The organism is Actinoplanes sp. NPDC026619 (genome assembly GCF_040638295.1).
Classification (GTDB): domain Bacteria; phylum Actinomycetota; class Actinomycetes; order Mycobacteriales; family Micromonosporaceae; genus Actinoplanes.
In genome coordinates, this window is record NZ_JBEZYA010000007.1 from 234,872 (window position 1) to 256,990 (window position 22,119).

18 protein-coding genes are annotated in these 22,119 nt (G+C 71.0%); 8 read left to right on the forward strand and 10 right to left on the reverse strand.

The annotated features are described in order from the left end of the window. Window positions 1–107 precede the first annotated feature (107 nt). Window positions 108–1,112, forward strand: a complete 1,005-nt coding sequence (locus AB0E90_RS17985) for a GNAT family N-acetyltransferase (protein WP_360406120.1) — start codon at window positions 108–110, stop codon at window positions 1,110–1,112. Here the strand turns inward: AB0E90_RS17985 and AB0E90_RS17990 are convergent. Further along, a complete protein-coding gene (locus AB0E90_RS17990; protein ID WP_360406582.1) occupies window positions 1,081–1,521 on the reverse strand; it encodes a GNAT family N-acetyltransferase in 441 nt (146 codons plus the stop codon). The genes AB0E90_RS17985 and AB0E90_RS17990 overlap by 32 nt on opposite strands. A 146-nt stretch (window positions 1,522–1,667) precedes the next feature. Between AB0E90_RS17990 and AB0E90_RS17995 the strand changes: the two genes are divergently transcribed. Both AB0E90_RS17995 and groL read left to right on the forward strand, forming a co-directional pair. Then, window positions 1,668–2,597, forward strand: coding sequence for a hypothetical protein (locus AB0E90_RS17995; RefSeq protein ID WP_360406123.1), 930 nt, complete (start codon window positions 1,668–1,670; stop codon window positions 2,595–2,597). 279 nt (window positions 2,598–2,876) lie between these two features. Continuing rightward, on the forward strand, window positions 2,877–4,499 hold the full coding sequence (gene groL, locus AB0E90_RS18000) for a chaperonin GroEL (protein ID WP_360406126.1): 1,623 nt from the start codon (window positions 2,877–2,879) through the stop codon (window positions 4,497–4,499). Between the two features lie 189 nt (window positions 4,500–4,688). Here the strand turns inward: groL and AB0E90_RS18005 are convergent, their stop codons facing one another. Continuing rightward, entirely contained in the window at window positions 4,689–9,905 is a 5,217-nt protein-coding gene (locus AB0E90_RS18005; RefSeq protein WP_360406129.1) for an Ig-like domain-containing protein, read from the reverse strand. A gap of 40 nt (window positions 9,906–9,945) precedes the next feature. Beyond that, entirely contained in the window at window positions 9,946–10,851 is a 906-nt protein-coding gene (locus tag AB0E90_RS18010) for a GNAT family N-acetyltransferase (RefSeq protein WP_360406132.1), read from the reverse strand. Between the two features lie 77 nt (window positions 10,852–10,928). On the opposite strand from AB0E90_RS18010, the gene AB0E90_RS18015 reads away from it, so the two are divergent. Beyond that, window positions 10,929–12,728, forward strand: a complete 1,800-nt coding sequence (locus AB0E90_RS18015) for a glycerol-3-phosphate dehydrogenase/oxidase (protein WP_360406135.1) — start codon at window positions 10,929–10,931, stop codon at window positions 12,726–12,728. Further along, the gene (locus AB0E90_RS18020; RefSeq protein WP_360406138.1) at window positions 12,725–13,006 is read left to right on the forward strand and encodes a DUF4031 domain-containing protein; all 282 of its coding nucleotides are present in this window, start codon (window positions 12,725–12,727) and stop codon (window positions 13,004–13,006) included. The genes AB0E90_RS18015 and AB0E90_RS18020 overlap by 4 nt, the downstream gene beginning before the upstream one ends. On the opposite strand, the gene AB0E90_RS18025 is transcribed toward AB0E90_RS18020, so the two are convergent. Next, the gene (locus AB0E90_RS18025; protein WP_360406141.1) at window positions 12,978–13,610 is read right to left on the reverse strand and encodes a metal-dependent phosphohydrolase; all 633 of its coding nucleotides are present in this window, start codon (window positions 13,608–13,610) and stop codon (window positions 12,978–12,980) included. The two genes, AB0E90_RS18020 and AB0E90_RS18025, sit on opposite strands and share 29 nt — an antisense overlap. A gap of 39 nt (window positions 13,611–13,649) precedes the next feature. Here AB0E90_RS18025 and AB0E90_RS18030 point away from each other — a divergent pair, with 39 nt between their 5' ends. Both AB0E90_RS18030 and AB0E90_RS18035 read left to right on the forward strand, forming a co-directional pair. Continuing rightward, window positions 13,650–14,813 carry an FUSC family protein gene (locus AB0E90_RS18030; RefSeq protein ID WP_360406144.1) on the forward strand — a complete coding sequence of 388 codons (1,164 nt, stop codon included), beginning with the start codon at window positions 13,650–13,652 and terminating at the stop codon, window positions 14,811–14,813. Between the two features lie 80 nt (window positions 14,814–14,893). Beyond that, window positions 14,894–16,738 carry a PrsW family intramembrane metalloprotease gene (locus tag AB0E90_RS18035; RefSeq protein WP_360406147.1) on the forward strand — a complete coding sequence of 615 codons (1,845 nt, stop codon included), beginning with the start codon at window positions 14,894–14,896 and terminating at the stop codon, window positions 16,736–16,738. Window positions 16,739–16,742: 4 nt separating this feature from the next. Here the strand turns inward: AB0E90_RS18035 and AB0E90_RS18040 are convergent, their stop codons facing one another. Then, a complete protein-coding gene (locus tag AB0E90_RS18040) occupies window positions 16,743–17,039 on the reverse strand; it encodes a co-chaperone GroES (protein WP_360406585.1) in 297 nt (98 codons plus the stop codon). Window positions 17,040–17,199: 160 nt separating this feature from the next. Here AB0E90_RS18040 and AB0E90_RS18045 point away from each other — a divergent pair, with 160 nt between their 5' ends. After that, complete coding sequence (locus AB0E90_RS18045; RefSeq protein ID WP_360406150.1) at window positions 17,200–18,477, forward strand: AI-2E family transporter; 1,278 nt, start codon at window positions 17,200–17,202, stop codon at window positions 18,475–18,477. A gap of 19 nt (window positions 18,478–18,496) precedes the next feature. Here AB0E90_RS18045 and AB0E90_RS18050 read toward each other — a convergent pair whose 3' ends face one another. From AB0E90_RS18050 to AB0E90_RS18070, 5 genes are all read right to left on the reverse strand, one after another. Further along, a complete protein-coding gene (locus AB0E90_RS18050) occupies window positions 18,497–18,829 on the reverse strand; it encodes a DUF1416 domain-containing protein (protein WP_360406153.1) in 333 nt (110 codons plus the stop codon). 2 nt (window positions 18,830–18,831) lie between these two features. Then, window positions 18,832–19,680, reverse strand: a complete 849-nt coding sequence (locus AB0E90_RS18055; RefSeq protein ID WP_360406155.1) for a sulfurtransferase — start codon at window positions 19,678–19,680, stop codon at window positions 18,832–18,834. Window positions 19,681–19,848: 168 nt separating this feature from the next. Further along, window positions 19,849–19,926: an Ms5788A family Cys-rich leader peptide gene (locus AB0E90_RS18060; RefSeq protein ID WP_360406588.1), complete on the reverse strand. Its 78-nt coding sequence runs from the start codon at window positions 19,924–19,926 to the stop codon at window positions 19,849–19,851. A gap of 70 nt (window positions 19,927–19,996) precedes the next feature. After that, complete coding sequence (locus tag AB0E90_RS18065; protein ID WP_360406158.1) at window positions 19,997–20,803, reverse strand: DUF2993 domain-containing protein; 807 nt, start codon at window positions 20,801–20,803, stop codon at window positions 19,997–19,999. A gap of 152 nt (window positions 20,804–20,955) precedes the next feature. After that, window positions 20,956–21,948 (reverse strand): hypothetical protein, encoded by a 993-nt coding sequence (locus AB0E90_RS18070; RefSeq protein WP_360406161.1) that lies wholly within the window; start codon window positions 21,946–21,948, stop codon window positions 20,956–20,958. Between the last annotated feature and the right edge of the window lie 171 nt (window positions 21,949–22,119).

A 22,119-nucleotide genomic window follows, 5' to 3' on the forward strand; every position in this document is an offset into this window, starting at 1 on the left:
GACAATCTCTCGAGGTGCCCAACGACCCAGTGCCGGAGGCGCTGTGCGTTCGTCCTCCCGACCAAAATCGTTTGGTTTCATGGCCGCTGCCCGGCAGGGTGGCGGCCATGTCCGTCTCTATCGGTCCGCTCGTGTCGCCCGATGACGCCTATGAGATCGACTCGGCCTGCATGGCGCACGACCGGGCCGACCTCCCGATCCAGAGTCGCGAGGTGTTCGCGGCCCGGGTGACCACGCCGCCCGCGGGCCACACCTCGGAATACTTCCTCGCCCGCCTCGACGGTGCGCCGGCCGGCTACCTCGAGATGATGTACCCGCAGGTCGACAACCTCGGCAACGCGCACGTCGAGCTGCTGGTGACGCCACCGCTCCGGCGGCGCGGGGTGGGTCGCGAGCTCTATGAGGTGGCCGTCGAGCGCGCCCGGTCGCAGGGGCGGGTGCGGCTGCTCGGCCAGTCGGTCAAGCAGCCGTCGAATGTGGGCTTCGCCGGCGCGATGGGCGCGCAGGCCGGCCTCGAGGAGCTGCGCAGCCGGCTCGACCTGCGCGAGGCCGACCAGGGCCGGTACGCCGCGATGCTGGCCGATGCCTGGACCCGGGCTGACGGCTATCGGCTGGTCCAGTGGAGCGGCGTGCCGCCCGAGGAGATCATCGATGACGTCGCGGCGCTCGACAGCAGCTTCCTCGGGGAGGCGCCGACCGGCGATCTGGACTGGGAGCCGGAGGTCGTCGACGCCGAGCGGATCCGCGAAGGCGAGCGGAGCCGGGTCGCCCGCGGGCGGGTCACCTTCCACACCGGCGCGATGCACGGCGAGCGCCTGGTCGCCTGGACCATGATGAACTGCATGGCCGACGGCGGGCCGCATGCCTGGCAGAGCGGCACCCTGGTCGCACCCGCCCACCGTGGCCATCGGCTCGGGCTGTTGATCAAGCTGGCCAATCTCGCCTACACCCGGACGTTCTGCCCGGGCGTCGAGGTGATCGACACGTTCAATGCCACGACGAACGAGCACATGCTGCGGATCAATCGGGAGATGGGCTACCGCGAGGTGGAGTCGGACATCCTCTGGCAGCGCGACCTCGTCAGATCCGACGACGCATCCGCAGCTCGGTGAGCTTCGGCACGACCGGGTGGGGCACCCGCTCACCGGTGTCCTCGAAACCCAATTTTTCGTACGCACGGATGGCGCGGTGATTACCCTCCGCCACCTCCAGCATCAATCTGTCCCGCCCGCACGCCCGTGACCAGGCGGCCACCGCCTCGACCAGCTCGGCCAGCAGCTTGCCGCCGCGCCGGGCCGGGGTGACGTAGACGGTGAAGACGACCGTCTCGTTCGGGTCGTCCGGCAGGACCGTGCCGCCGGCGTGCCCGATCAGCCGGGCCCGATTGCCCGGGTCGGCCACGAACTGCGCGAGCTGGCAGCCACGCGACCCCTGGATGATCCGCTGGCGGTAGGCCTCGTGCGGGCGCGCCGCCGCCGTGGCCAGGGTCTCCAGGAAGGCGAGCGGGCTGTCGGCCAGCATCTCCAGACGCAGCGCCCGCACCCGGGCCGCGTCCTGCGCTGTCACCCGGTGCACCCGCCAGCTCTCCACGTCGTCCTGCCTACCCCGGCGAGGACCACCCCGGCAACCCGTTGCCGATAACCGGACTGCTGGGGCAAAGTGTGTCGATGGACCACGGTGAGGACGTCTTGCACCTCGTCGGGGACGTGGTGGTGGAGAGCGCCGATCCGTTCGACCCGGAGTCGCGGACGGCCGAGTTGCCATACCCGGGCACGCCCGTGGACCTCGTCGCCGACGCGGACGATCCGCTGGTCCCGCCGCCGGGCTCGGGGCTGCGTGGCTGGTTCAGGCGGTTCGGCGGCGTGTTGCTCCGCTGCGGCCTGCCGCTGCTGCCGGTCGGCCTGCTGGCCGCGCTGCCGATGCACTTCTTCGTCGGCCGGGTGGACGACACCGTGGTGGCCGCGCCCGCCCTGCTCGACCTGCTCGGCGGCTTCGGCCTGCTGCTGCTCCCGCTGATGTGGCTGGCTTATTTCACCGTCTCCGCGCTGCCCATGGTGATCTGCCTGGCCGGCACGGTCGCGGTGGCGCTCTATCGGGCGGCGCTCGGCGTGCCGCCCCGGCCGGCCGCGCTGTGGCGCCTGGTGGTCTACCGGCTGCGCACGCTCTGGCTGTGGTTCGCCGCCTTCAGCGTGGTCACCCAGGCGTTGCCGCTGCTGCTCACCGCCGACCGGCTCGGTCCGGCCGTCGCGGTGCCGCTCGCCGTCGGCCTCGGCCTGCTCTCCACCGGCGTGCTCACCTTCACCGGGGTGCTCGGCTGCGTGGTGCTGATCGAGCGTGGCAACGGCCGGCGCCGCGCGCTCCACCTGCTCTCGATGATGCCGCTGGGCGGGCTGATCGTCGCCTCGCTGGCGGTCACCGTGCTGCCCCGGCTGGCCGACGCGGCCTGGGGCGGCATCGCCTCGACCATCGTGGCGGTGCCCACCGTTCTGCTCTGGGCGATGGCCGCCCTCGTGGCGTATTGCCAGGCGCGCCGCGCCGAAGGCCCGGTGACCAGCCGATCCCTGTTCGCCGGCATGTCCGCGCCGGAGACTTTCTGAGGGTCCGGCCGGCTGCCCGCAAGGTGGCGTTTTCTTGCACTCGCCCCCGGGGAGTGCTAAACAGGTCATTGGCACTCACGACTGTTGAGTGCCAAGCAGGTCGGGACGGTGGGGTCTCGGTCGCGGTGCCGCCATCGGCATCGAGGCACGGGGCCGGTCGTCGCGGGCTTTCCGGCTCGGCCTGAGGACGTCACATCGCCAGGTGGTGACGTCCGCAGAGACTCAACGGGCGGGGCCGATGAGGCCCGGCACCGCGTATGTCCAGGAGGACACAGCCGTATGGCCAAGATCATCGCATTCGACGAGGAAGCTCGTCGCGGCCTCGAGAGTGGCATGAACCAGCTCGCCGATGCCGTCAAGGTGACGCTCGGCCCCCGTGGCCGCAACGTCGTGCTGGAGAAGAAGTGGGGCGCGCCCACGATCACCAACGATGGTGTATCCATCGCCAAGGAGATCGAGCTCGAGGGCACCTTCGAGAAGATCGGCGCTGAGCTGGTCAAGGAGGTCGCCAAGAAGACCGACGACGTGGCCGGTGACGGCACGACGACGGCGACCGTTCTCGCGCAGGCTCTGGTCCGCGAGGGCCTCCGTAACGTTGCCGCCGGCGCCAACCCGATGGCCCTGAAGCGGGGCATCGAGGCCGCCGTCGCGAGCGTCTCCGAGGCGCTGCAGCAGCTCGCCAAGGACGTGGAGACCAAGGAGCAGATCGCCTCCACCGCCTCCATCTCCGCCGGTGACTCCACGGTCGGCGAGATCATCGCCGAGGCCATGGACAAGGTCGGCAAGGAAGGCGTCATCACCGTCGAGGAGAGCAACACCTTCGGTCTCGAGCTCGAGCTCACCGAGGGCATGCGCTTCGACAAGGGCTACATCTCGGCGTACTTCATGACTGACGCCGAGCGCATGGAGGCCGTCTTCGACGACCCCTACATCCTGATCGCGAACAGCAAGATCTCCGCGGTCAAGGACCTGCTGCCCGTCCTCGAGAAGGTCATGCAGGGCGGCAAGCCGCTGGTCATCATCGCCGAGGACGTCGAGGGCGAGGCCCTGGCGACCCTGGTCGTGAACAAGGTGCGTGGCACCTTCAAGTCCGTCGCCGTCAAGGCCCCGGGCTTCGGTGACCGCCGCAAGGCCATGCTGGAGGACATCGCCATCCTGACCGGTGGCGCCGTCATCAGCGAAGAGGTCGGCCTCAAGCTCGACAACGCCGACATCAGCCTGCTGGGCACCGCTCGCAAGATCGTCATCACCAAGGACGAGACCACCGTCGTGGACGGCGGCGGCGACGCCGAGCAGATCCAGGGCCGGGTCAACCAGATCCGCGCCGAGATCGAGAAGTCGGACTCCGACTACGACCGCGAGAAGCTGCAGGAGCGCCTGGCCAAGCTGGCCGGCGGCGTTGCGGTCATCAAGGTCGGCGCGGCCACCGAGGTCGAGCTCAAGGAGCGCAAGCACCGCATCGAGGACGCCGTTCGCAACGCGAAGGCGGCCGTCGAGGAGGGCATCGTCCCCGGTGGTGGCGTCGCGCTCGTGCAGGCCGGCAAGACCGCGTTCGAGAAGCTGGACCTGACCGGCGACGAGGCGACCGGCGCGCAGATCGTGAAGCTCGCGCTCGACGCCCCGCTGCGTCAGATCGCCGTGAACGCCGGCCTCGAGGGTGGCGTCGTGGTCGAGAAGGTGCGCAACCTCGAAGCGGGCTTCGGCCTCAACGCCGCGACCGGCGAGTACGTCGACCTCCTGGCCGCGGGCATCATCGACCCGGCCAAGGTCACCCGCTCGGCGCTGCAGAACGCCGCGTCGATCGCTGCGCTGTTCCTCACCACCGAGGCCGTCGTGGCCGACAAGCCCGAGAAGAACCCGGCTCCGGCCGGCGCCCCGGGCGGCGGTGACATGGACTTCTGAGTCCAGTCGTAACAACCGGTAAGGGCGGGTCGCTTCGGCGACCCGCCCTTACTGTCGTTCAGCCCCGGCCGATCAACTCCGGTGCCGGCCGGGCGCCGGGACCAGGTGGCCGCCGAACATGACCATCGCCCCGCCGAGCAGCGGCGCCAGGGCGCCGGTGACCGCGACCGGCTGCGGTAGGCGTAAATGTCAGAGGTCAGCGCGCTTTTTGCCGGGGAGTCCCAGCCAGTAGACGACCGCACCGACCGCAATGGCGAACAGGCCGGCCCGGGCCAGCACGAGGGCGTTGCTGCCGGTGGTCGGCAGCGAGTCCAGCTCGCGCACGTGGATGGTCACGGTCGCGGTGGCGAGACCGCCACGCCCGTCCGCGATCGTGTAGTCGAAGCTGTCCTCGCCGCTGGCGAAGTCGTCGGCGGGCCGATAGCTGACCGTGTCTCCGGCGCCGGCCAGGACCGCGCCGTGGGCGGGCTTGCCGAGCTTCACGATGGTGACCGGATCGCCGTCCGGGTCGCTGTCGTTGAGCGTCGGCCGCACCACCACCGTGTCACCAGCCGCCATGGTGACCGTGTCGGCCGCCGCGATCGGGGGCTGGTTGGCGGCGGCCGGGCTGGCCACGGTCACGATGATCGAGGCGGTGGCCACGTTGCCGTCCGGGTCGACCACGTCGTACGTGAAGGTGTCGACGCCGTTGAAGCCCGGGTCCGGGGTGTAGGTGACGGTGCCGTCGGCGTTCAGCACCGCCGAGCCGTGCGCCGGTTTGCCGACCGAGATGACGGTGACGCTGCGGCCGCCCTTCTCGGTGTGCGGCAGCGGCACGTCGATCGGGTCGCCCGGCTTGGTGGTGGCCGACTTGTCCGGCACGGTGGGCGGGGCGCCCACCGTCACGGTGACCGCGGCGCCGGTGTGGTGGCCGGCGTCGTCGGTGGCGCTGTAGGCGAACGTGGCCGGCCCGCCGAAGCCGTCCGGCGGGGTGTAGGTCACCGAGCTCTCGGTGTGGCTCGCCGTGCCCTTGGCGGGCTGGGTGACCGAGTCGACCTTCAGGGTGCCGGCCGGGTCGAGGTCGTTGGCCAGCACGCGCAGGGTGACCGGCTTCCGGTACGCCGTGGTGCCCTCGTCGGCCACCGCGATCGGAGCACCGCCGCTGATCGTGACCGTGATGGTCGACCCGCCGAGCCCGCCGTGACCGTCGCTGATCCGGTAGCCGAACGTGTCCTGGCCGGTCCAGCCGCGCTCGGGCAGAAAGCGGACCCGGCCCGCGGCCACCTCAGCGGTGCCGTGCGCGGGGTTGCCCACCCCGTCGATGGCCAGCGTCTGCCCGGGATTCGGGTCGCTGTCGTTGGCGAGCACGTCGACGTAGAGCGGCCGGTCGGCCAGCCCCGCCGCCACGTCCGGCCGGGCGACCGGCACGGCGTTCGCGACCCGCACCCGTACCTGCGCGGTGGCGGTGTTCCCGATCGGGTCCCGGATGGTGTAGCCGAAGGAGTCGGTGCCGGTGAAGCCGCTGTCCGGGGTGTAGGTGACGATGCCGCCGGGGTTGATCCGGGTGCTGCCGTCACCGGGTTGCCCGGCCGTGACGAGGGTGAGCGGCAGGGCCTCGGGGTCGGTGTCGTTGGTGACGACCCGGATGTCGACCGCGGTCGCCGAGGCGGTGGTGGCGGTGTCGTCGACGGCCGTGGGCGCCCCGTCGATGGTGATGGTGACGTCGCCGGTGTCGGTGCGGCCCAGGTCGTCGGTGAGCACGTAGGTGAAGCCGTCCGGGCCGATGCTGCCGGCGGCGGCCCGGTAGGTGACCGTCCCGTCGGTGCCCAGCGTGACCGTGCCCTTGGCGACCGGGCCGACCGAGGCGACGCTGAGCCGCTGCCCGGTGTTCGGGTCGGTGTCGTTGGCGAGCAGGCCGAGCTGGGTGGGCACGTCCGGCCGCACCCGGAAGGTGTCGTCGGCGGCGACCGGCGGAGCGTCGCGCACCGTGACGGTGACGATCGCCGAGCTGGTCAGCGCGGACGGGTCGTGGATCGAGTAGAGGAACGAGTCGGTGCCGTAGAAGCCGGCGGCCGGGGTGTAGGTGAGCGTGCCGTCGTGGTTGTCGGTGACCTGCCCGTGCCCGCCGGTGCCCGCCGCATCCAGCGCGATCGTGTCGCCGTTCGGGTCGTCGTCGTTGGCCAGCACCGCGATGACCACGGCCATATTGGTGTCGGTGGCGGCCGCGTCCGCCCGGGCCACCGGCGCCGTGTTCACCGTCGTGACCGTCACGGTCGCGCTGGTCGTGCCGCCGTGGCCGTCGTCGAGCCGGTAGCCGAAGGTGTCGGTGCCGACGAACCCGGCGTCCGGCGTGTAGGTGATCCGCCGGTCGGCCCCGATCGAGGTGGTTCCGTGCGCCGCCACCCCGACGATCGTCATGGTGAGCGGATCGCCGTTCGGGTCGGGGTCGTCGTTCGCCAGCACGGTGATGACCGCCGGGGTTCCACCGGCCGCCGTCGCGATGTCGGGCCGGGCCACCGCGGCCGCATTGGCCACGGTGATCGAGACGGTGCCGGTGTCGGTGCCGCCGTTGCCGTCGTCGATCGTGTAGCTGAAGGTGTCCGAGCCCGCGAACGCGACGTCCGGCAGGTAGGTGATCTTTCCGGTGGCGTCCAGCGAAACTGTGCCGTGCGCCGGGTCGGTCGTGCCGGAGACGCGCAGCGTGTCGCCGTTGGGGTCGGTCGACTGGACGATCGCGTTCAGGGTCACCGCGGTGTGGTGGACGGTGTTGACGGTGAAGTTGTAGGCGGTCGGCCGCCCGTTGGCCACGGTCACCGTGACGGTCGCGGTGCCGGCGCCGCCGTTGCCGTCGCTGATGTCGTAGGTGAAGGTCGCCGCACCGGCGAAACCGGCCGGGGCCGTGTAGAGAACGCTCAGGTGGTCCGGGGCCACCGTGGCGGTGCCGTGGTCGGCCACGCCGGCGGCGGTGACGGTCAGCGCGTCGTTGTTCGGGTCGGTGTCGTTGGCGAGCACCAGCAGTGGCAGCCCGGCGGCGCCGGCCGGGGCGGTCAGCACGTCGTCGGCGGCGGTGGGCGCCGCGTTGGCCACGTCGACCCGCACGGTCGCGGTCGCGGTGCCGCCGTGGCCGTCACTGATCGTGTAGTCGAACGAGGCGGTGCCGCCGAACGACGAGGTCGGCGTGAACGTGACATCGCCGCTGGTGAAGGTGGCGGTGCCCGCGGTCGGCGGCGGCTGGGTGACCCCGGCGACGGTGAGCGTGTCGGTGGGGTTCGGGTCGGAGTCGTTGTCCAGCACGTCGATCTGGATCGCGCTGTTCGGCAGCGTATTGATCATGTCGTCGTTGGCGACCGGCGCCGCGTTGGCGGTGGTCACGGTGGCCCGGGCGGTGGCCGTGCCGCCGTGCGGGTCGGCCACCTGATAGTCGAAGCCGTCGGCGCCGGCCCAGCCCGCGACCGGCGTGTAGGTGATCGTCCCGCCGGCCTCGATCACGGCCGCGCCGTGCGCCGGCCCGCTGACGATCGCGAGCACCGTGAGCGTGCCGGCCGCGTCGTCCGGGTCGGTGTCGTTGGCCAGCACCGGGACGCTCACCGCGCTGCCGTTGGTGGTGGTCGCGGTGTCGGCGACGGCGACCGGCGGACGGTTGACCGTGAGGGCGGCGGTGCCGGTGTCGTTGCCGCCGTTGGCATCCGCGCCGCTGCCGGCCGCCCGCAGCGAGGCGACCGGGTGGTCGGCGGCGGTGCCGTCCACGACCGCCGGGATCGGCACGCTCGCCGAGCTGCCGCCGACCAGTGGGCCGAGAGCGCAGGTGACCACCGGGAGGGCGGCGCTGCAGCCGGCCGGCAGGGTGCCCGGGGTGACGCCGGTGGGCAGGGTCAGCACGGCGCGGGCGGCAGGTTCGAGATCGCCGGCGACGTTGGTGACCGTGGCCAGGTAGACCACCGGCTCCGGCAGCGCCGCACGCTGCAGGAAGGTCGGGCTCACGGTCAGCGTCGCGGCCCGGTCGAGGTGCGGCTGGAGCACCGGGGTGGCGGCCGAGCCGCTCAGGCCGGCGACCGAGACGCTGGTGGTGTGCCCCGAATAACTGGCGTTGACCAGGTTGGTGATCGCGTAGCCGGCCGGGGTGGTGTTGTCGACGGTGACGCGAAAGGTCACCAGCGTCGTACCTAAATAGGGAATGCTCCCCAGTTGCCAGCTGACCGTGCCCCCGGAGAACGTCCCGGGCCCGGTGAGCGAGCCGGGCACGTAGGTGGTGTGCGGCGGCACCGCGTCGGCCACCAGGACGTTGTCGGCAGTGTCGCTGCCGTCGTTGCGCACGGCGATGCGGTACTCCAGGACGTCACCGGGCAGCAGGTCGCCACCGTTGAGGTCGAAGCTGGTCACGGCCGTGGTGATCTTCGGTGCGTAGAGGTCGATGCTGAACGTGATCACGCCCGGGTAGTACGTGTCGCCGCTCGTGGTCAGGGTCAGCTTGGTCGACAACTGGCCGTTGGTGAACATCCCGCTCGCGTCGACCTGATCGATGTCGAAACCGAGGGTGTTCGGATAGTCCGGATCACGGCCGGTCACGAGCGAGCCGGATTCGCTGACCGTGCTGTTGAAGAAGTTGTTCGCCGGATTGGCCGCGTCGTGCAGCGGCTGCCCGTCGACTTGCAGGCTGTCCCCGACGTTGCCCAGGTCGCCCTCGTAGGCGACCGCGCCGATCTTGGCGTGCACGGTGCCGGAGTGCGGCGTCTCGAAGCCGGTGATCGGAATGTCCAGCGTGCCGGACGCGATCGAGCCAAAACCGTCGTAGATGCGCAGGCTGCGCAGGTCTTCAGCCGGATTGCGGTACGCGATGGCCAGCGACCATCCGGCGTACTGCCCGATGCCCAGGGCGGCCTGGATGTTCGCCACCCCGTACACCCCGTTGCCGGCTCCGGCGACCAGCCCGGTGACGTCGGCGAAGCCCTGGTAGAACGTGCTGTTGACGTAGAGGCTGGACGCGGTGATCGAGTTCCAGGCCGAGCCGGCCGGGGTCCGGAAGAGCACCTGGCTCCGGCTCGGTAACGCCGACGTGGCGCCCCAGTAGAGGCCGGCGAAGAGCACGCTGCTGCCGGGCGGCATCGTGATCGTCGCGTTGCTGTCGTTGAACGTGCCGATCGGATCGCCGTCCGCGTCCGTGTAGATCATCGTGTAGCTGTTGTTGTTCAGCGCCGCCCCGGTGCCCGAGCCGTTCCGCGCTGCCGTGCAGGCGGCCGAGGAAGGGCAGGTCAGGACGGTGTTGCCGCGCAGCAGGATGGACCCGTTGGCGTTCACGTCGAAGCGGCTGGTGAACGGCGTGGTGATGGCCGCCTCGGCCGGGTGGGTGGCGAGCGCGGTGGCGGCGAGCATCAGCGCCCCCAGCGCGATCAGTGCCGCGGCCGCCTGACGTATCCCCAAGCCCTTCACGTACTGAGGCTAGGGAGAAAAGCGGGCTAAATGGGGTGAATTACAGTTGTTTGCGGTACAGGAAGAACACTCGTTCGACTCGTGCGCCGACCGCCGCCGAGTAGAACGGGACCGGACCCACCCAGCCGATCTGCGCCGATTCGAGGCCGGCCGCGCGTTGATCGGCCAGGCAGCGGCGCAGCAGGATCGAACCGATCCCGCGGCCCCGGGCGGCGACTGTGGTGCCCATCGGGCCGAACCAGCTGGGGCGCGACGAGCCGTACGCCGCGAAGCCCAGCAGTGTGCCGTCCGACTCCACCGCGAGGTGGCAGCCGGCCCGGTCTCGCCCGATCGAGTCGACGATCTCGCCGGCCCAGCCGGAACCCCAGTTGGCCAGCGCGAACTCGGACAGCTTCGGGACATCGCCGGCCAGCGCCCGGCGGATCGTGACGCCCTCGTCGGCGAGCTTCTTCTCCTGCGCGTCGGTCGGTGCCACGGAGAGCAGGGACGCGGTCATGTTCCAGGCCGGTTGGTCCTGGGCGAAGCCGAGCGCCATCGCCGCACAGAGCGCGGGTGTGTAGCGCACGTCGATGCCGGGCCAGGCGTAATAGGGCGCGTTGCCGGCCAGCACCACGTCGTCGGCGCCCATCCCGGCCAGCGCGCCCTCGATCCGGGTCATCAGCGCCCGGCCGACGCCGCGGCGACGCTCGGCCGGGTCGACCGCGATCAGGTCGACGTGCGCGATCGAGGCGTCCCGGTGCGACACGGAGCCGAGCACCACCCCGATCACCCGGTCACCTGGGGAAACCGCGAGGAAGCCCGTCCGGCGGCCGGCCTCGCGCAGGCGCAGGACGATCTCGGACGCCTCGGCCGCGTCCTCGGGCAGATCCAGTGCGTTCCGGCACAGGGCGATCACGGCGGGCAGGTCGTCGTCGGTCAGCTCGGAGATCCAGAACTCGGGGTCCACAACCGCCGAACCTATCCGACGGCAGCCATAATTTTTCCTTCGCCTGGGTGACACCCGCGAGCGCTAACGTGGGACGGGTGCGCGATCCCTCCGTCTCCCGCAACACGGCCGGCCGATTGTCTCCGATCCGCCGGGTCGCCGATCTGCGGCGTCTCCGCGACGAACAGTTCGACGTCCTGGTCATCGGTGGCGGGGTCACCGGCGCCGGCGCCGCCCTCGATGCCGCCTCCCGGGGCCTCAAGGTCGCCCTGGTCGAGGCCCGTGACCTGGCCGCCGGCACGTCCAGCCGGTCCAGCAAGCTGATCCACGGCGGTTTGCGATACCTGGAACAGCTCGAGTTGCATCTGGTGCACGAGGCGCTCACCGAGCGGGGGCTGCTGTCCACCCGGCTCGCGCCGCACCTGGTGCGCCCGGTGCCGATCCTGGTGCCGCTGCCCGCCGCCAACCCGGTGGCCCGGGTCTGGCACCGGGGTTATTACGGGCTCGGCGTGGCGGCGTACGACGTGTTCGCCGGCCTCTTCGGCACCGGCCGGGGCATGCCGCTGCACCGCCACCTGACCCGCGACGGCGCCCGCCACCTGTTCCCGAGCCTGCGGGCCGACACGATCGCCGGCGCGATCCGCTATTACGACGGCCAGGTCGACGACGCCCGCTTGGTGGTCACCCTGGCCCGCACCGCGGCGAGCCTGGGCGCGGCCGTGGTGACCAGCGCCCGGGTGGTCGGCTTCGTGCGCGAGGCCCGCCAGGTCGTCGGCGTCCGGGTCCGTGACCTGGAATCGCCGGACGCGCCCGACTTCGAGGTGCGGGCCCGCACGGTGGTGGCCGCCACCGGCGTGTGGAGCGACGACCTGTCGACCATGCTCAGCGACGTCGGCGTCCGCCCCGGCCTGCGGGTGCGCGCCTCCAAGGGCGTCCACCTGGTGGTGCCGCGCTCGGCGATCACCGGCGACGCCGGCCTGATCCTGCGCACCCCCACCTCGGTGCTATTCGTCATCCCGTGGGGTGGGCACTGGATCATCGGCACCACCGACACCGACTGGAAGCTCGACCGGTCCCACCCGGCCGCCTCCGCGCGTGACATCCGCTACCTCCTCGACCAGGTCAACACCGTGCTCGACCGGCCGTTGACGACCGACGACATCGAAGGCGTCTACGCCGGTCTGCGGCCGCTGCTCTCCGGCGAGGCCGACTCGACCTCCAAGCTGTCCCGCGAGCACGCCGTGGTCGAGCCGATGCTGGGTCTGCTGCTGGTGGCCGGCGGTAAGTACACGACGTACCGGGTGATGGCGGCCGACGTCATCGACCGGGCGGTGCGCCGGCTGGGTGGTGCGGCGCGCCCGTCGCGCACCGATCAGCTTCCGCTGCTCGGCGCGGACGGCTACACCGCCGCCTGGCGCGATCGGCAGGACACGGCCCGGCGGCACGGCGTCACCGCCGGGGTGGTCGAGCATCTGCTCGAGCGGTACGGGACCCTGACCGTGCACCTTCTCGCGATGATGGAGGCCGATCCGACGCTGGCCACCCCGCTGGCCGGAGCGCCGGAATACCTGGCCGCCGAGATCGCGTACGCGGCGCTCGCCGAGGGCGCGCTGCACCTCGACGACGTGCTGACCCGGCGCACCCGGATCTCGTTCGAGACCCCGCACCGCGGCAGCGAGTCGGCCGCCCACACCGCCGCGATCATGGGTGACGCGCTGGGCTGGGACAAGGCCGTCCGCGAGCGGGAGGTCGAGCATTACCTGGCCCGGGTGGCCGCCGAGCGGCAGTCGCAGACCATGCCCGACGACCTGACCGCCGACGCGGCCCGGATCGGCGTGCCGGACGTCCGTGGGTTCGCCGCCGACCGCGGGATCGACCTGTTGCAAGTCGACCTTTGATCCTCGTCGACCAACCGCTCTGGCCGGCCCGCGGCCGACTCTGGTCACATCTGGTCAGTGATCTGTCCTACGCCGAGCTGCACGCGTTCGCCGAGATGCTGGGTGCGCCCCGGCGCGCCTTCGACCGGGACCACTACGACATCCCGGAGCAGCGGTTCCGCAGCGCGATCTGGCTCGGCGCCACCCTGCTGCCCTCCCGCGACCTGGCCTTCCGCCTGCGAGTGGCCGGATTGCGGCGCCCGAAACATCTCAGCCGTCGAGCTCCCGCCGCAGGTTAGCCCGCGCCCGTTCCTCCCACCGCGCCTGCAGCGGCGGCAGGCGGTAGATCGTCGGGAGCTCCAGCAGCGCCTTGAGGACCTGTGCCCGGCCGTCCTTGAACGCGTCGTCCGGCACGTGGGCGTACTCCTGCCGGATGGCCGCGGTGTACGCCGCGTACGTCTGATCGTCGGTGGCCAGAATGGCCAGATCGGCGTCGCAGAGCAGCTCGCCGTCCGGGTCGTCGTCGCCGGTAGCGTGCCCCGCGGTCAGCCCGACCAGCCGGGCCACGTCGGACGCCACCTCATCGGGCACGCCGAGCGTGGCCAGCAGGCCGGCCGCGAACTCGGCGCTGTCCCGCTCGTTCGCGTCGCCGAGCGCCCGCGGGTCGTAGACCGCGTCGTGCATCCAGGCGGCCAGCCGCACCCGCTCCGGATGCGGCGCCAGCTCGGCGTGCTCGTCGATCACCTCGAGCACGGCCGTCAGGTGCGCCACCGTGTGGTAGTGCCGTTGCGGCTCGGACCAGCGGGCAAGCAGGTATTCACCGGCGGCGGTCAGATCGGCGTCGACCGTGGTGGCGCCGGCCGACCGGGCCGCCGCGGCGAACGCGTCCACGAGAGAGGTCACGACCGCAATCCTGGCACGGGCGTCAGTAGGGTCATCAACATGACGTCCGCACTGGCCCGGCTCACCACCCGGTCCCGCACCGGCGTGTCCGCCGGGCTGCACCGGGTGCGGGGCGGTCTGATGCTGGCCGTGCAGGCCGGTGTCGCCGCGGGCATCGCCTGGTTCGTCGCGCACGATCTGATCGGCCGGCAGACGCCGTTCTTCGCGCCGATCGCCGCGGTGATCACCCTGGCCTCCTCGGTCGGCCAGCGGGCCCGCCGCACGATCGAGCTGGTCGTCGGGGTGGCGATCGGCATCGGCATCGGCGACGCGCTGATCCTGCTGATCGGCACCGGCCCGTGGCAGATCGGCCTGGTCGTGCTGCTCGCCGTCCTGGTCGCCACCGCGGTCGGCGGCGGCACCCCGTTGGTGGTGCAGTCCGCCTCCTCCGCGGTGCTGGTGGCCACCCTGACCAGCACCACCGGCCTGCCCTGGACCAGGTTCTTCGACGCGCTGGTCGGCGGGGGCGTGGGCCTGATCGTGATGACCGTGCTGCTGCCGCTCAACCCGCTCAGCGTGGTGAAACGGGCCGCCGACCCGGCGCTGCGGGCGCTCGCCGAGGGCCTGCGCGAGATCGGCACGGCGGTGGCGGCCCGCGACCCGGAAGGGGCCGACCTGGCCCTGGCCCGGCTGCGTGCCGCCGAGACCGCGTTCGCCGCGTTCTCCGCGGCGGTCACCGCGGCCCGGGAGAACGTCGCGTTCGCCCCGGCCCGATGGCGCAGCCGCGGCGCCCTCGCCCAGTACGTCGACGGCGCCAGCCAGGTCACCTATGCGCTGCGGAACGTCCGGGTGCTGATCCGGCGGGTCGGCACCGCGCTCGGCGACGAGGAGAAGCTGCCCGAGGTGCTGGCCACCGCGATCGGGCTGCTCGGCGACGCGGTCGACCTGCTGCGCGGGGAGTGGGCCAAGGGCGCGGAGCCGATCGCGGCGCGGGAGCGGGCCCTGCGCGCGGTCACCGAGGCGGCCAAGGCGTACGACGAGGGGGTCGGCTTCTCCGGTGGGGTGGTCGTAGCCCAGATCCGCAGCACCGCGACCGACCTGTTGCGGGCGGCCGGGGTCGATCTCGCCGAGGCGCCCCGCCTGGTCCGGCGCGCGGCCGGCTGGCACAATCGCCCGCGGGCTCGCCGTCCCGGCCGCCGCCCACCGGCGCCTGGGCACGTCTGACCTGGTTCAGCGCCTGTTTCGGAGTCCGGCCGGGGCTGCGGGGCCGCCCCGTCCTCGCCCGGGTGACTAGGCTTGCTCCCATGGCCGACGTTTCGCCGGGCGGGCCGCCCGACCCCTACGCCGTGGCATACTCGCCGCCGCCCTCGCCCGACGTCGTGCCGGTCGCCGAAAACCGGCCGCTGCCGGTCGCCGACAACCCCGCGCTGCCAGTTGCCGACAAACCGGCGCTGCCGGTCGCCGAAAACGGGGCGCTGCCGATTGCCGACAGCCAGGCACTGTCGTTCGCGGAAAACCCGGCGCTGTCCGTCGTCGCGCACGACGTGCCCGTGCGCAAGGCGGGCTGGCGGCGCTGGCTGCCGCTGGCGAGCCTGATCAGCGTTCTCGGGCTGGCCGCCATCGGCATGCTGCTCTACCTGGGCGTGCAGATCGGCATCGTCGGCCTCACCCTGGGCCTGATCGCCGCGTTCCTGCCGGTCCCGCTGCTGGTCGCCAGCTTCCTGTGGCTCGACCGCTACGAGCCCGAGCCGATCCGCTACCTGGCCTTCTGCTTCGTCTGGGGCGCCGCGATCGCCACCGGCGTGGCGCTGGCGGTCAACACGCTGACCTCGATGTGGTTCGAGAAGATGGGCCTGCCGGACGCCCTGGTGGCGGTCCTGGTGGCCCCGTTCATCGAGGAGTCGATGAAGGCTCTCGGCCCGATCCTGCTGAGCTGGCGCCGCCGCAGCGAGTGGTCCGGCATCACCGACGGCATCGTCTACTGCGGCATGTCCGCGCTCGGCTTCGCCATGGTGGAAAACGTCCTCTACCTGGGCGGGCACGGCTACGCGTCGGGCGTCGAGGAGTACGGCCCGGCCACCGGCCTGCAGAACCTCCTGCTGATCTTCATCGTGCGCATCCTGTTCAGCGCGTTCGCGCACCCGCTGTTCACCTCGATGACCGGCATCGGCCTGGGCATCGCGGCCCGCTCCGGCGACCGCCGGGTGCGCTGGCTGGCGCCGATCGCCGGCCTGCTGCTGGCGATGATCCTGCACGGCACGTTCAACCTGCTGCCGACGCTGTCGGTCAGCCTTTCCCAACCGCTGATCATGCTGTACGGCTATCTCGGCTTCATGGTTCCGCTGTTCTTCGCCGTGGTCGGCTTCGCCATCGCGCTGCGCTCCTGGGAGGGCCGGCTCACCGAGCGGATCCTGCCGATGTACGTGCGGTCGGGCTGGTTCTCACCGCCCGAGGTGGCGGCGCTGGGCAGCCTCGGCCGCCGGCACTCGGCCCGGCAGTGGGCCAAGCGGGTGGCCGGTCCGGTGGGCGCCAAGGCGATGCGTGACTTCCAGTTCGCCGCGACCCAGCTCGCCCTGCTGCGCGACGGCATGCAGCGTGGCCTGCACACCACGGCGACCGACCAGCACCGGTCCTCGACCGAGGAGCAGCGCCTGCTCACCGACCTCCAGAGCTACCGGACGGCGTTCACCGCGAAGGATCCGAGCGCGCCCCGGGCGTTCTGGGACGGCCTGAACTACCAGATGATGTTCCCGGACGGGGTGACCAGGACGGTCGCGCCGCCCGAGAGCCCGGTGGTCCCGGTGCCGATCCGATTCGCGCCGGCCTACCAGCCGTGGGGCGGTTACGGCAGCCCGAGTCCCTACGGCCCGCCGCCGTTCGCACCGGCCCCGGCCTACGGCCAGCCGGCCTACGGTCAGCCCGCTTACGGCCAGCCCGCTTACGGCCAGCCCGCTTACGGTCAGCCCGCTTACGGTCAGCCCGCCTACGGTCAGCCCTCTTATGGTCAGCCCGCCTATGGCCAGCCTGCCAATGGCGGCTACTACGCGCAGCCGGGCTATCCGGCGCCGGCCCAGCCCGTACCCCCGCAAGCGCAGCCGGTGTGGCAGCCACCGCAACCGGAGCCGCCCGGCGCGCCCCGCCAGGATTGACAATTCAGAGGTAGAGGCCGGTGCCGTCGGAGTCGATCCGGCGGGCCGCGACCGCATGCACGTCGCGCTCGCGCAGCAGGACGTAATCGCGGCCGTGCAGCTCGACCTCGGCGCGCTCGTCGGGGTCGAAGAGGACCCGGTCGCCGACCACGATCGAGCGGACGTTGGGGCCGATGCCCACCGCGGTGGCCCAGGACAGCCGACGACCCACCGAAGCGGTCGCGGGGATCACGATGCCGGACGAGGACAGTCGCTCGCCTTCCCCGCCGTCCTGACGAACCAGCACTCGATCATGCAACATCCGGATCGGCAGTCCGGCCTCGGTACGGGTGTCCGTGCTCACGGATGCTGACGCTACCCGGTGCCGGACACGACGGTGCCGGAGGGAAGCGTGCGGCGATCGACTACTACGGTGGACACACGTGCCGCGATGGTGCCGCTACGGCGAGGGGGTTAGCCGGTTGAGCCGCTTGCAGCGTGTCCGCAACAACTTGCGCAAGGCTTACGACTCGGGCCGTGCGTCGGTGCGCCAGGCCCGGGCCGACGAGGTGGTCGCGGAAGGGCCGAGCATCGACGACGACTTCGTGCCACCGCCACGCGAACCCGAGGTGGTGCACGACTCGACGAACAGCCGGGACGACGCCGAGGTGCCGCACTCGCTGCGGCTGGCCGCGGCCTGGAGCTGGCGCCTGATCGTGGTGGGCGTGGTCGGCTGGGCGCTGCTGCACTTCGTCGCCATCGTCAGCATCGTGGTGGTCCCGCTGGCGATCGCCCTGCTGCTGTCGGCGCTGCTGACGCCGGCCGTGACCTGGCTGCTCAAGCTGCGGCTGCCCCGGTCGCTGGCCACCTTCCTGGTGCTGATCTGTGGCCTCGGCGCGGTCGCCGGCACCCTGACCCTGGTGATCAGCCAGTTCATCGACGGCGTGCCCGAGCTGACCGCGAAGACCAGCGACGGCGTGCGGCAGATCCAGGACTGGGCGCGCAACGGCCCGCTGCACCTCTCCGACGATCAGGTCAACAAGGCGATCGACCAGGCGCAGGACTGGGTCAACTCGCACACCTCCCAGCTGACCTCGACCGGCATCGCCACCGCGGCGACCCTGTTCGAGGTGGTCACCGGCATGCTGCTGGTGCTGTTCTCGACGTTCTTCTTCCTGCGTGACGGCCGCAAGATCTGGCGCTTCATCGTGCGGCTGTTCCCGCTGAACGCGCGCTGGTCACTGGCCGATGCGGGCGACGCGTCGTGGGCGACGCTGAGCTCGTACGTGCGGGCCACGGTGCTGGTGGCGTTCATCGACGCGCTCGGCGTCGGCATCGCCCTGGTGATCCTGAAGGTCCCATTCCCGTTCCCGCTGGCCGCGCTGGTGTTCCTGGGCGCGTTCATCCCGATCGTCGGCGCGGGTGTGTCGGGCGCGGTGGCGGTGCTGGTCGCGCTGGTCGACCAGGGCTGGGTGATCTCGCTGGTGGTGCTGGGCGCGGTGATCCTGGTGCAGCAGGTCGAGGGTCACCTGCTCCAGCCGTTGATCATGGGCCGGGCGGTGGCCATCCATCCGCTCGTGGTGATCATCGGGATTGCCTGCGGCGCCACTCTCGCCGGGATCATCGGCGCGCTGGTGGCGGTGCCGCTGATCGCGGTGCTGAACACCGGCATCCGGCGGCTGGCCCGCACCCGTCCCGAGGTGCCGGCGTCCGCGATAGTCGTCGGGGGCGAGACCCGATCGGGTCCCGCCCCCTCCTGAGACTGCTACAGAGCGTGGGCTAGGCCGCGGCCACCGCGATCGCGACCTCGTTGACGCCACGGGTGGCGTCGACGATCACCTCACCGTTGCCGGCCCGGCTCAGCGCCCGCAGGGTCCACGAACCCGGCGCGGCGAAGAAGCGGAACACGCCCTCGGGCGAGGTGACGACCTCGGCGGTGAACTCGCCGGAGCCGTCGAGCAGGCGAACGTAAGCGCCGCCGACGGCGTCACCGTCGGCGTTGTTCACGATGCCGGTGATGACGGTTTCCTTCTCCAGGTCGACGCTCGCGGGGAGGGGAGCGGACTGGTCGGGGGCGGCGCAACCGGCCGCGATGTTGGACGGAGACGTCATGGTCACGCCTTTCCGGGTTCGTCGCCGAGGGCGATCGGCACGCCGATGAGCGAGCCGTACTCGGTCCAGGAACCGTCGTAGTTCTTCACGTTCTGCTGGCCGAGGAGCTCCTTGAGCACGAACCAGGTGTGCGAGGAGCGCTCGCCGATCCGGCAGTACGCGATGGTGTCCTTGCTGCCGTCGAGGCCGGCGTCGCCGTAGATCTTGGTGAGCTCGTCGTCCGACTTGAACGTGCCGTCCTCGTTGGCGGCCTTGCTCCACGGCACGCTGAGCGCCGTGGGGATGTGGCCGGCCCGCTGCGACTGCTCCTGCGGCAGGTGCGCCGGGGCGAGCAGGCGACCCGCGAACTCGTCGGGGCTGCGCACGTCGACCAGGTTCTGCACGCCGATGGCGGCCACTACCTCGTCGCGGAACGCGCGGATCGACAGGTCGGGCGCGGCGGCCTGGTAGCTGGTCTTGGCGCGCGACGGCACGTCCTTCGAATACGGACGGGCCTCGAGCTCCCACTTCTTGCGGCCGCCGTCGAGCAGCACGACGTCGCGGTGGCCGTAGAGCTTGAAGTACCAGTACGCGTACGCGGCGAACCAGTTGTTGTTGCCGCCGTAGAGCACGACCTTGTCGTCGTTGCCGATGCCGCGCCCGGAAAGCAGGGCCGAGAACTGCTCCTGGTTGACGAAGTCACGCCGGACCGGGTCCTGCAGGTCCTGCTTCCAGTCGATCTTTACAGCGCCCGGGATGTGGCCACCGTCGTAAGCGGTGGTGTCCTCGTCGACCTCGACGAAGACGATGCCCGGTGCGTCGAGGTTCTTCTCGGCCCAGTCGGCCGAGACGAGTGCGGTGTCGCGACTCATCGTTCTACTCCCTTTGATGGTGAGAGATTGGGGGAGAGTCAGCGCACAGGGATTTGGTCGCACCCCGCGCGGGACCCATCGGAACTTGGTGGGATCTCGGGCTGTGCGACGGCGCCACTGCCGGGCTCGAAAACGAGCTTCAGGACTTGCTCAGCACTAGTGGCCCCGTCAGATGACAGGGCAACACAGGCACGCGGCCACGCGACACAGGTCGATCGCGCGCCTCTTCGTGAGCAAGGGGCTCATGGAAAACGACCCTACCAGCGGTTCCAGACCCCGGAACAGACTCGACCACCATCCGGGAACGAGTCGGGTGTCACAGACCACTCGAATTGAGGGCGACGTCGGACGCGCCGGCCGTCACCTTGAGCCCGTCGGCCTCCGGCTCGACCTTCTGAACGGTGAGTTTGAGCGGCAGCGCCGGAACTCGAAGATCAAAAGCAAGCTTGTTGACGTACGAGTTGACGAGCCCCTTGACGATCGGGTTGTCCGGCAGACCCTCGGCCGACACATTGCTGAAACGCACCTGAACCACGTTGCCGGACTTCACGGTCAGCTCCGCCGTGCCGGTCACGTTGAGGGTCTGGCCGAGCACCTGCACCGGCGCCGAGCCGGTCAGCTTGCCGTCCTTGGCGGTCAGCTTCACGCCCGGTTGATTGACCAGCTTAACGAGTTGCGCGTAGTCGATCGTGCCGGCGCCGGTCACGGTGCCGGCCACGATGTTGCCGTTGCCGGAGCGGATCGTCTCGATCGGCGCGGTCACGTCCTTGGCGCGTACGTCAAGGAACTTGATGGTGACCGTCTTGTTGTTGGCCACCGAGCCCGCCGAGCCGGAGAGGTTCGTCAGCCCGATCTTGATCTCGTCGTAGTGACCGCGGACCACCTGGGTGACGAACGGGAAGCCCTCGATCGTGACGTCCGGCTTCTCGCTGGTCGCCTTCTGATTGGCGACCTGCTCGGCCACCTTGTCGCTGATCATCCGCTCGGCGTAGTTCTTGCCGACGCGGTCGACCACCGCCGCGATGCCCCCGAGGATCAGCAGCAGAACGATAAAGGTGATCAACAGGCGCCGTCCCCACCGTCGTCGCGGCCGGACTCGCTCGTCGCCGTAGACCTCGCCCACCAGCACTCCCCAACCTCGACTGTGGTGGACCGTACATGCCCAGATCCAGAGTTGCCCGAAACCGAGCCTTCTTAGGTATGCCCTTCTGGCCCTCGCCTGCGATGCCGTCGTCCGGTGCGGCTGGGTGCCGCTCGGTGCAGGCGGTCATGCCACTACGACAGATACCAATGCGCCAGGGCGTACGCCGCCGGTGCCATGAGGGCGAACGCGCCCAGCGGGCCCTGCATGTGCCGGGCCAGCCACAGCGTCGGAGCGTCGCCGGCCAGCCGCCGGCCGGCCTCGCCGAAGTTGACCGCCAGGTCGACCAGGCTGGCAATCACGGCGGCGATCAGGCCGATCACCGCGCCCTTGGCCGGCGTGAACGGCAGCACCAGCACGCTGCCCAGTGCGGCCGAGGCGAGCGTGCCGAGCATGGCGCCCAGCACCACCCCGGTCGCACCCCGCGGCACCTGCGGGGCGATCCGTGGCTTCGGGAAGACCGCGTCGGCCGTGCGGGCGACCAGCAGGGCCACACCCGCACCGGCGGCGCAGACCACGATCGTCTGGGTGCCGACGGCCTGCCGGGTGAGGAGAACCGGGATCGCGTACGCCACGACGCCGAGCACGATCACCGAGGTCGTCCGCCACGAGTCGGTGACCCGCTTGCGGTCGATGGCCTTGAACACCTGCCCGACCAGCGCCGCCACGATGCCGCCCGCCGCGACCAGGAACAGTGACAGCAGCCCCGCGGGCTCGCTGGTCGTCGCGAAATAGTCGGCCGCCACCGCGACCACCACACAGACACCGGCCGTCGTCCACACCGCCGGTGGATGCAGCGCCATGATCCAGGCGAGCAGGTAGAGCAGTTGCACCCCGAAGAGGACGATCGTGAACGGCCAGCGGTAATCGGGGGCGGACGTCTGCGCGCCCAGGGCGAGACCGAGGCCGAGCAGCGCGGCGAAGCCCGCGATCGCCAGCGACAACTGCCGCCGGACCGGGACGACCTGGATCTCCTCGAACTCCTCCTCGTCCGCCTCGTCCGGGTCGGACGAGCGCTTCGGCGAATCAGGGTCGGCGCCCAGGAGAGCGCGCCCCTGACCGGAACGTGCGATCTCCCGGGAGGCGTCGTCGTCCCAGGACTCTTCCTTCGGCATGGAGGGGAACACGCATGCGATCGTGCCAGACCCAACCGAGGTTTCGTCACGCGCTCTGGACGCTGCGCTCGGGTAAAAGGCTGGTTACGAATCAGCCGTTCGGTCACCTTACGAGCGTTCACTACATCACTTGCTCACACGACCGGGGCGTTCAAGCCGATGCATCGGTTAAGGTAACGCCAG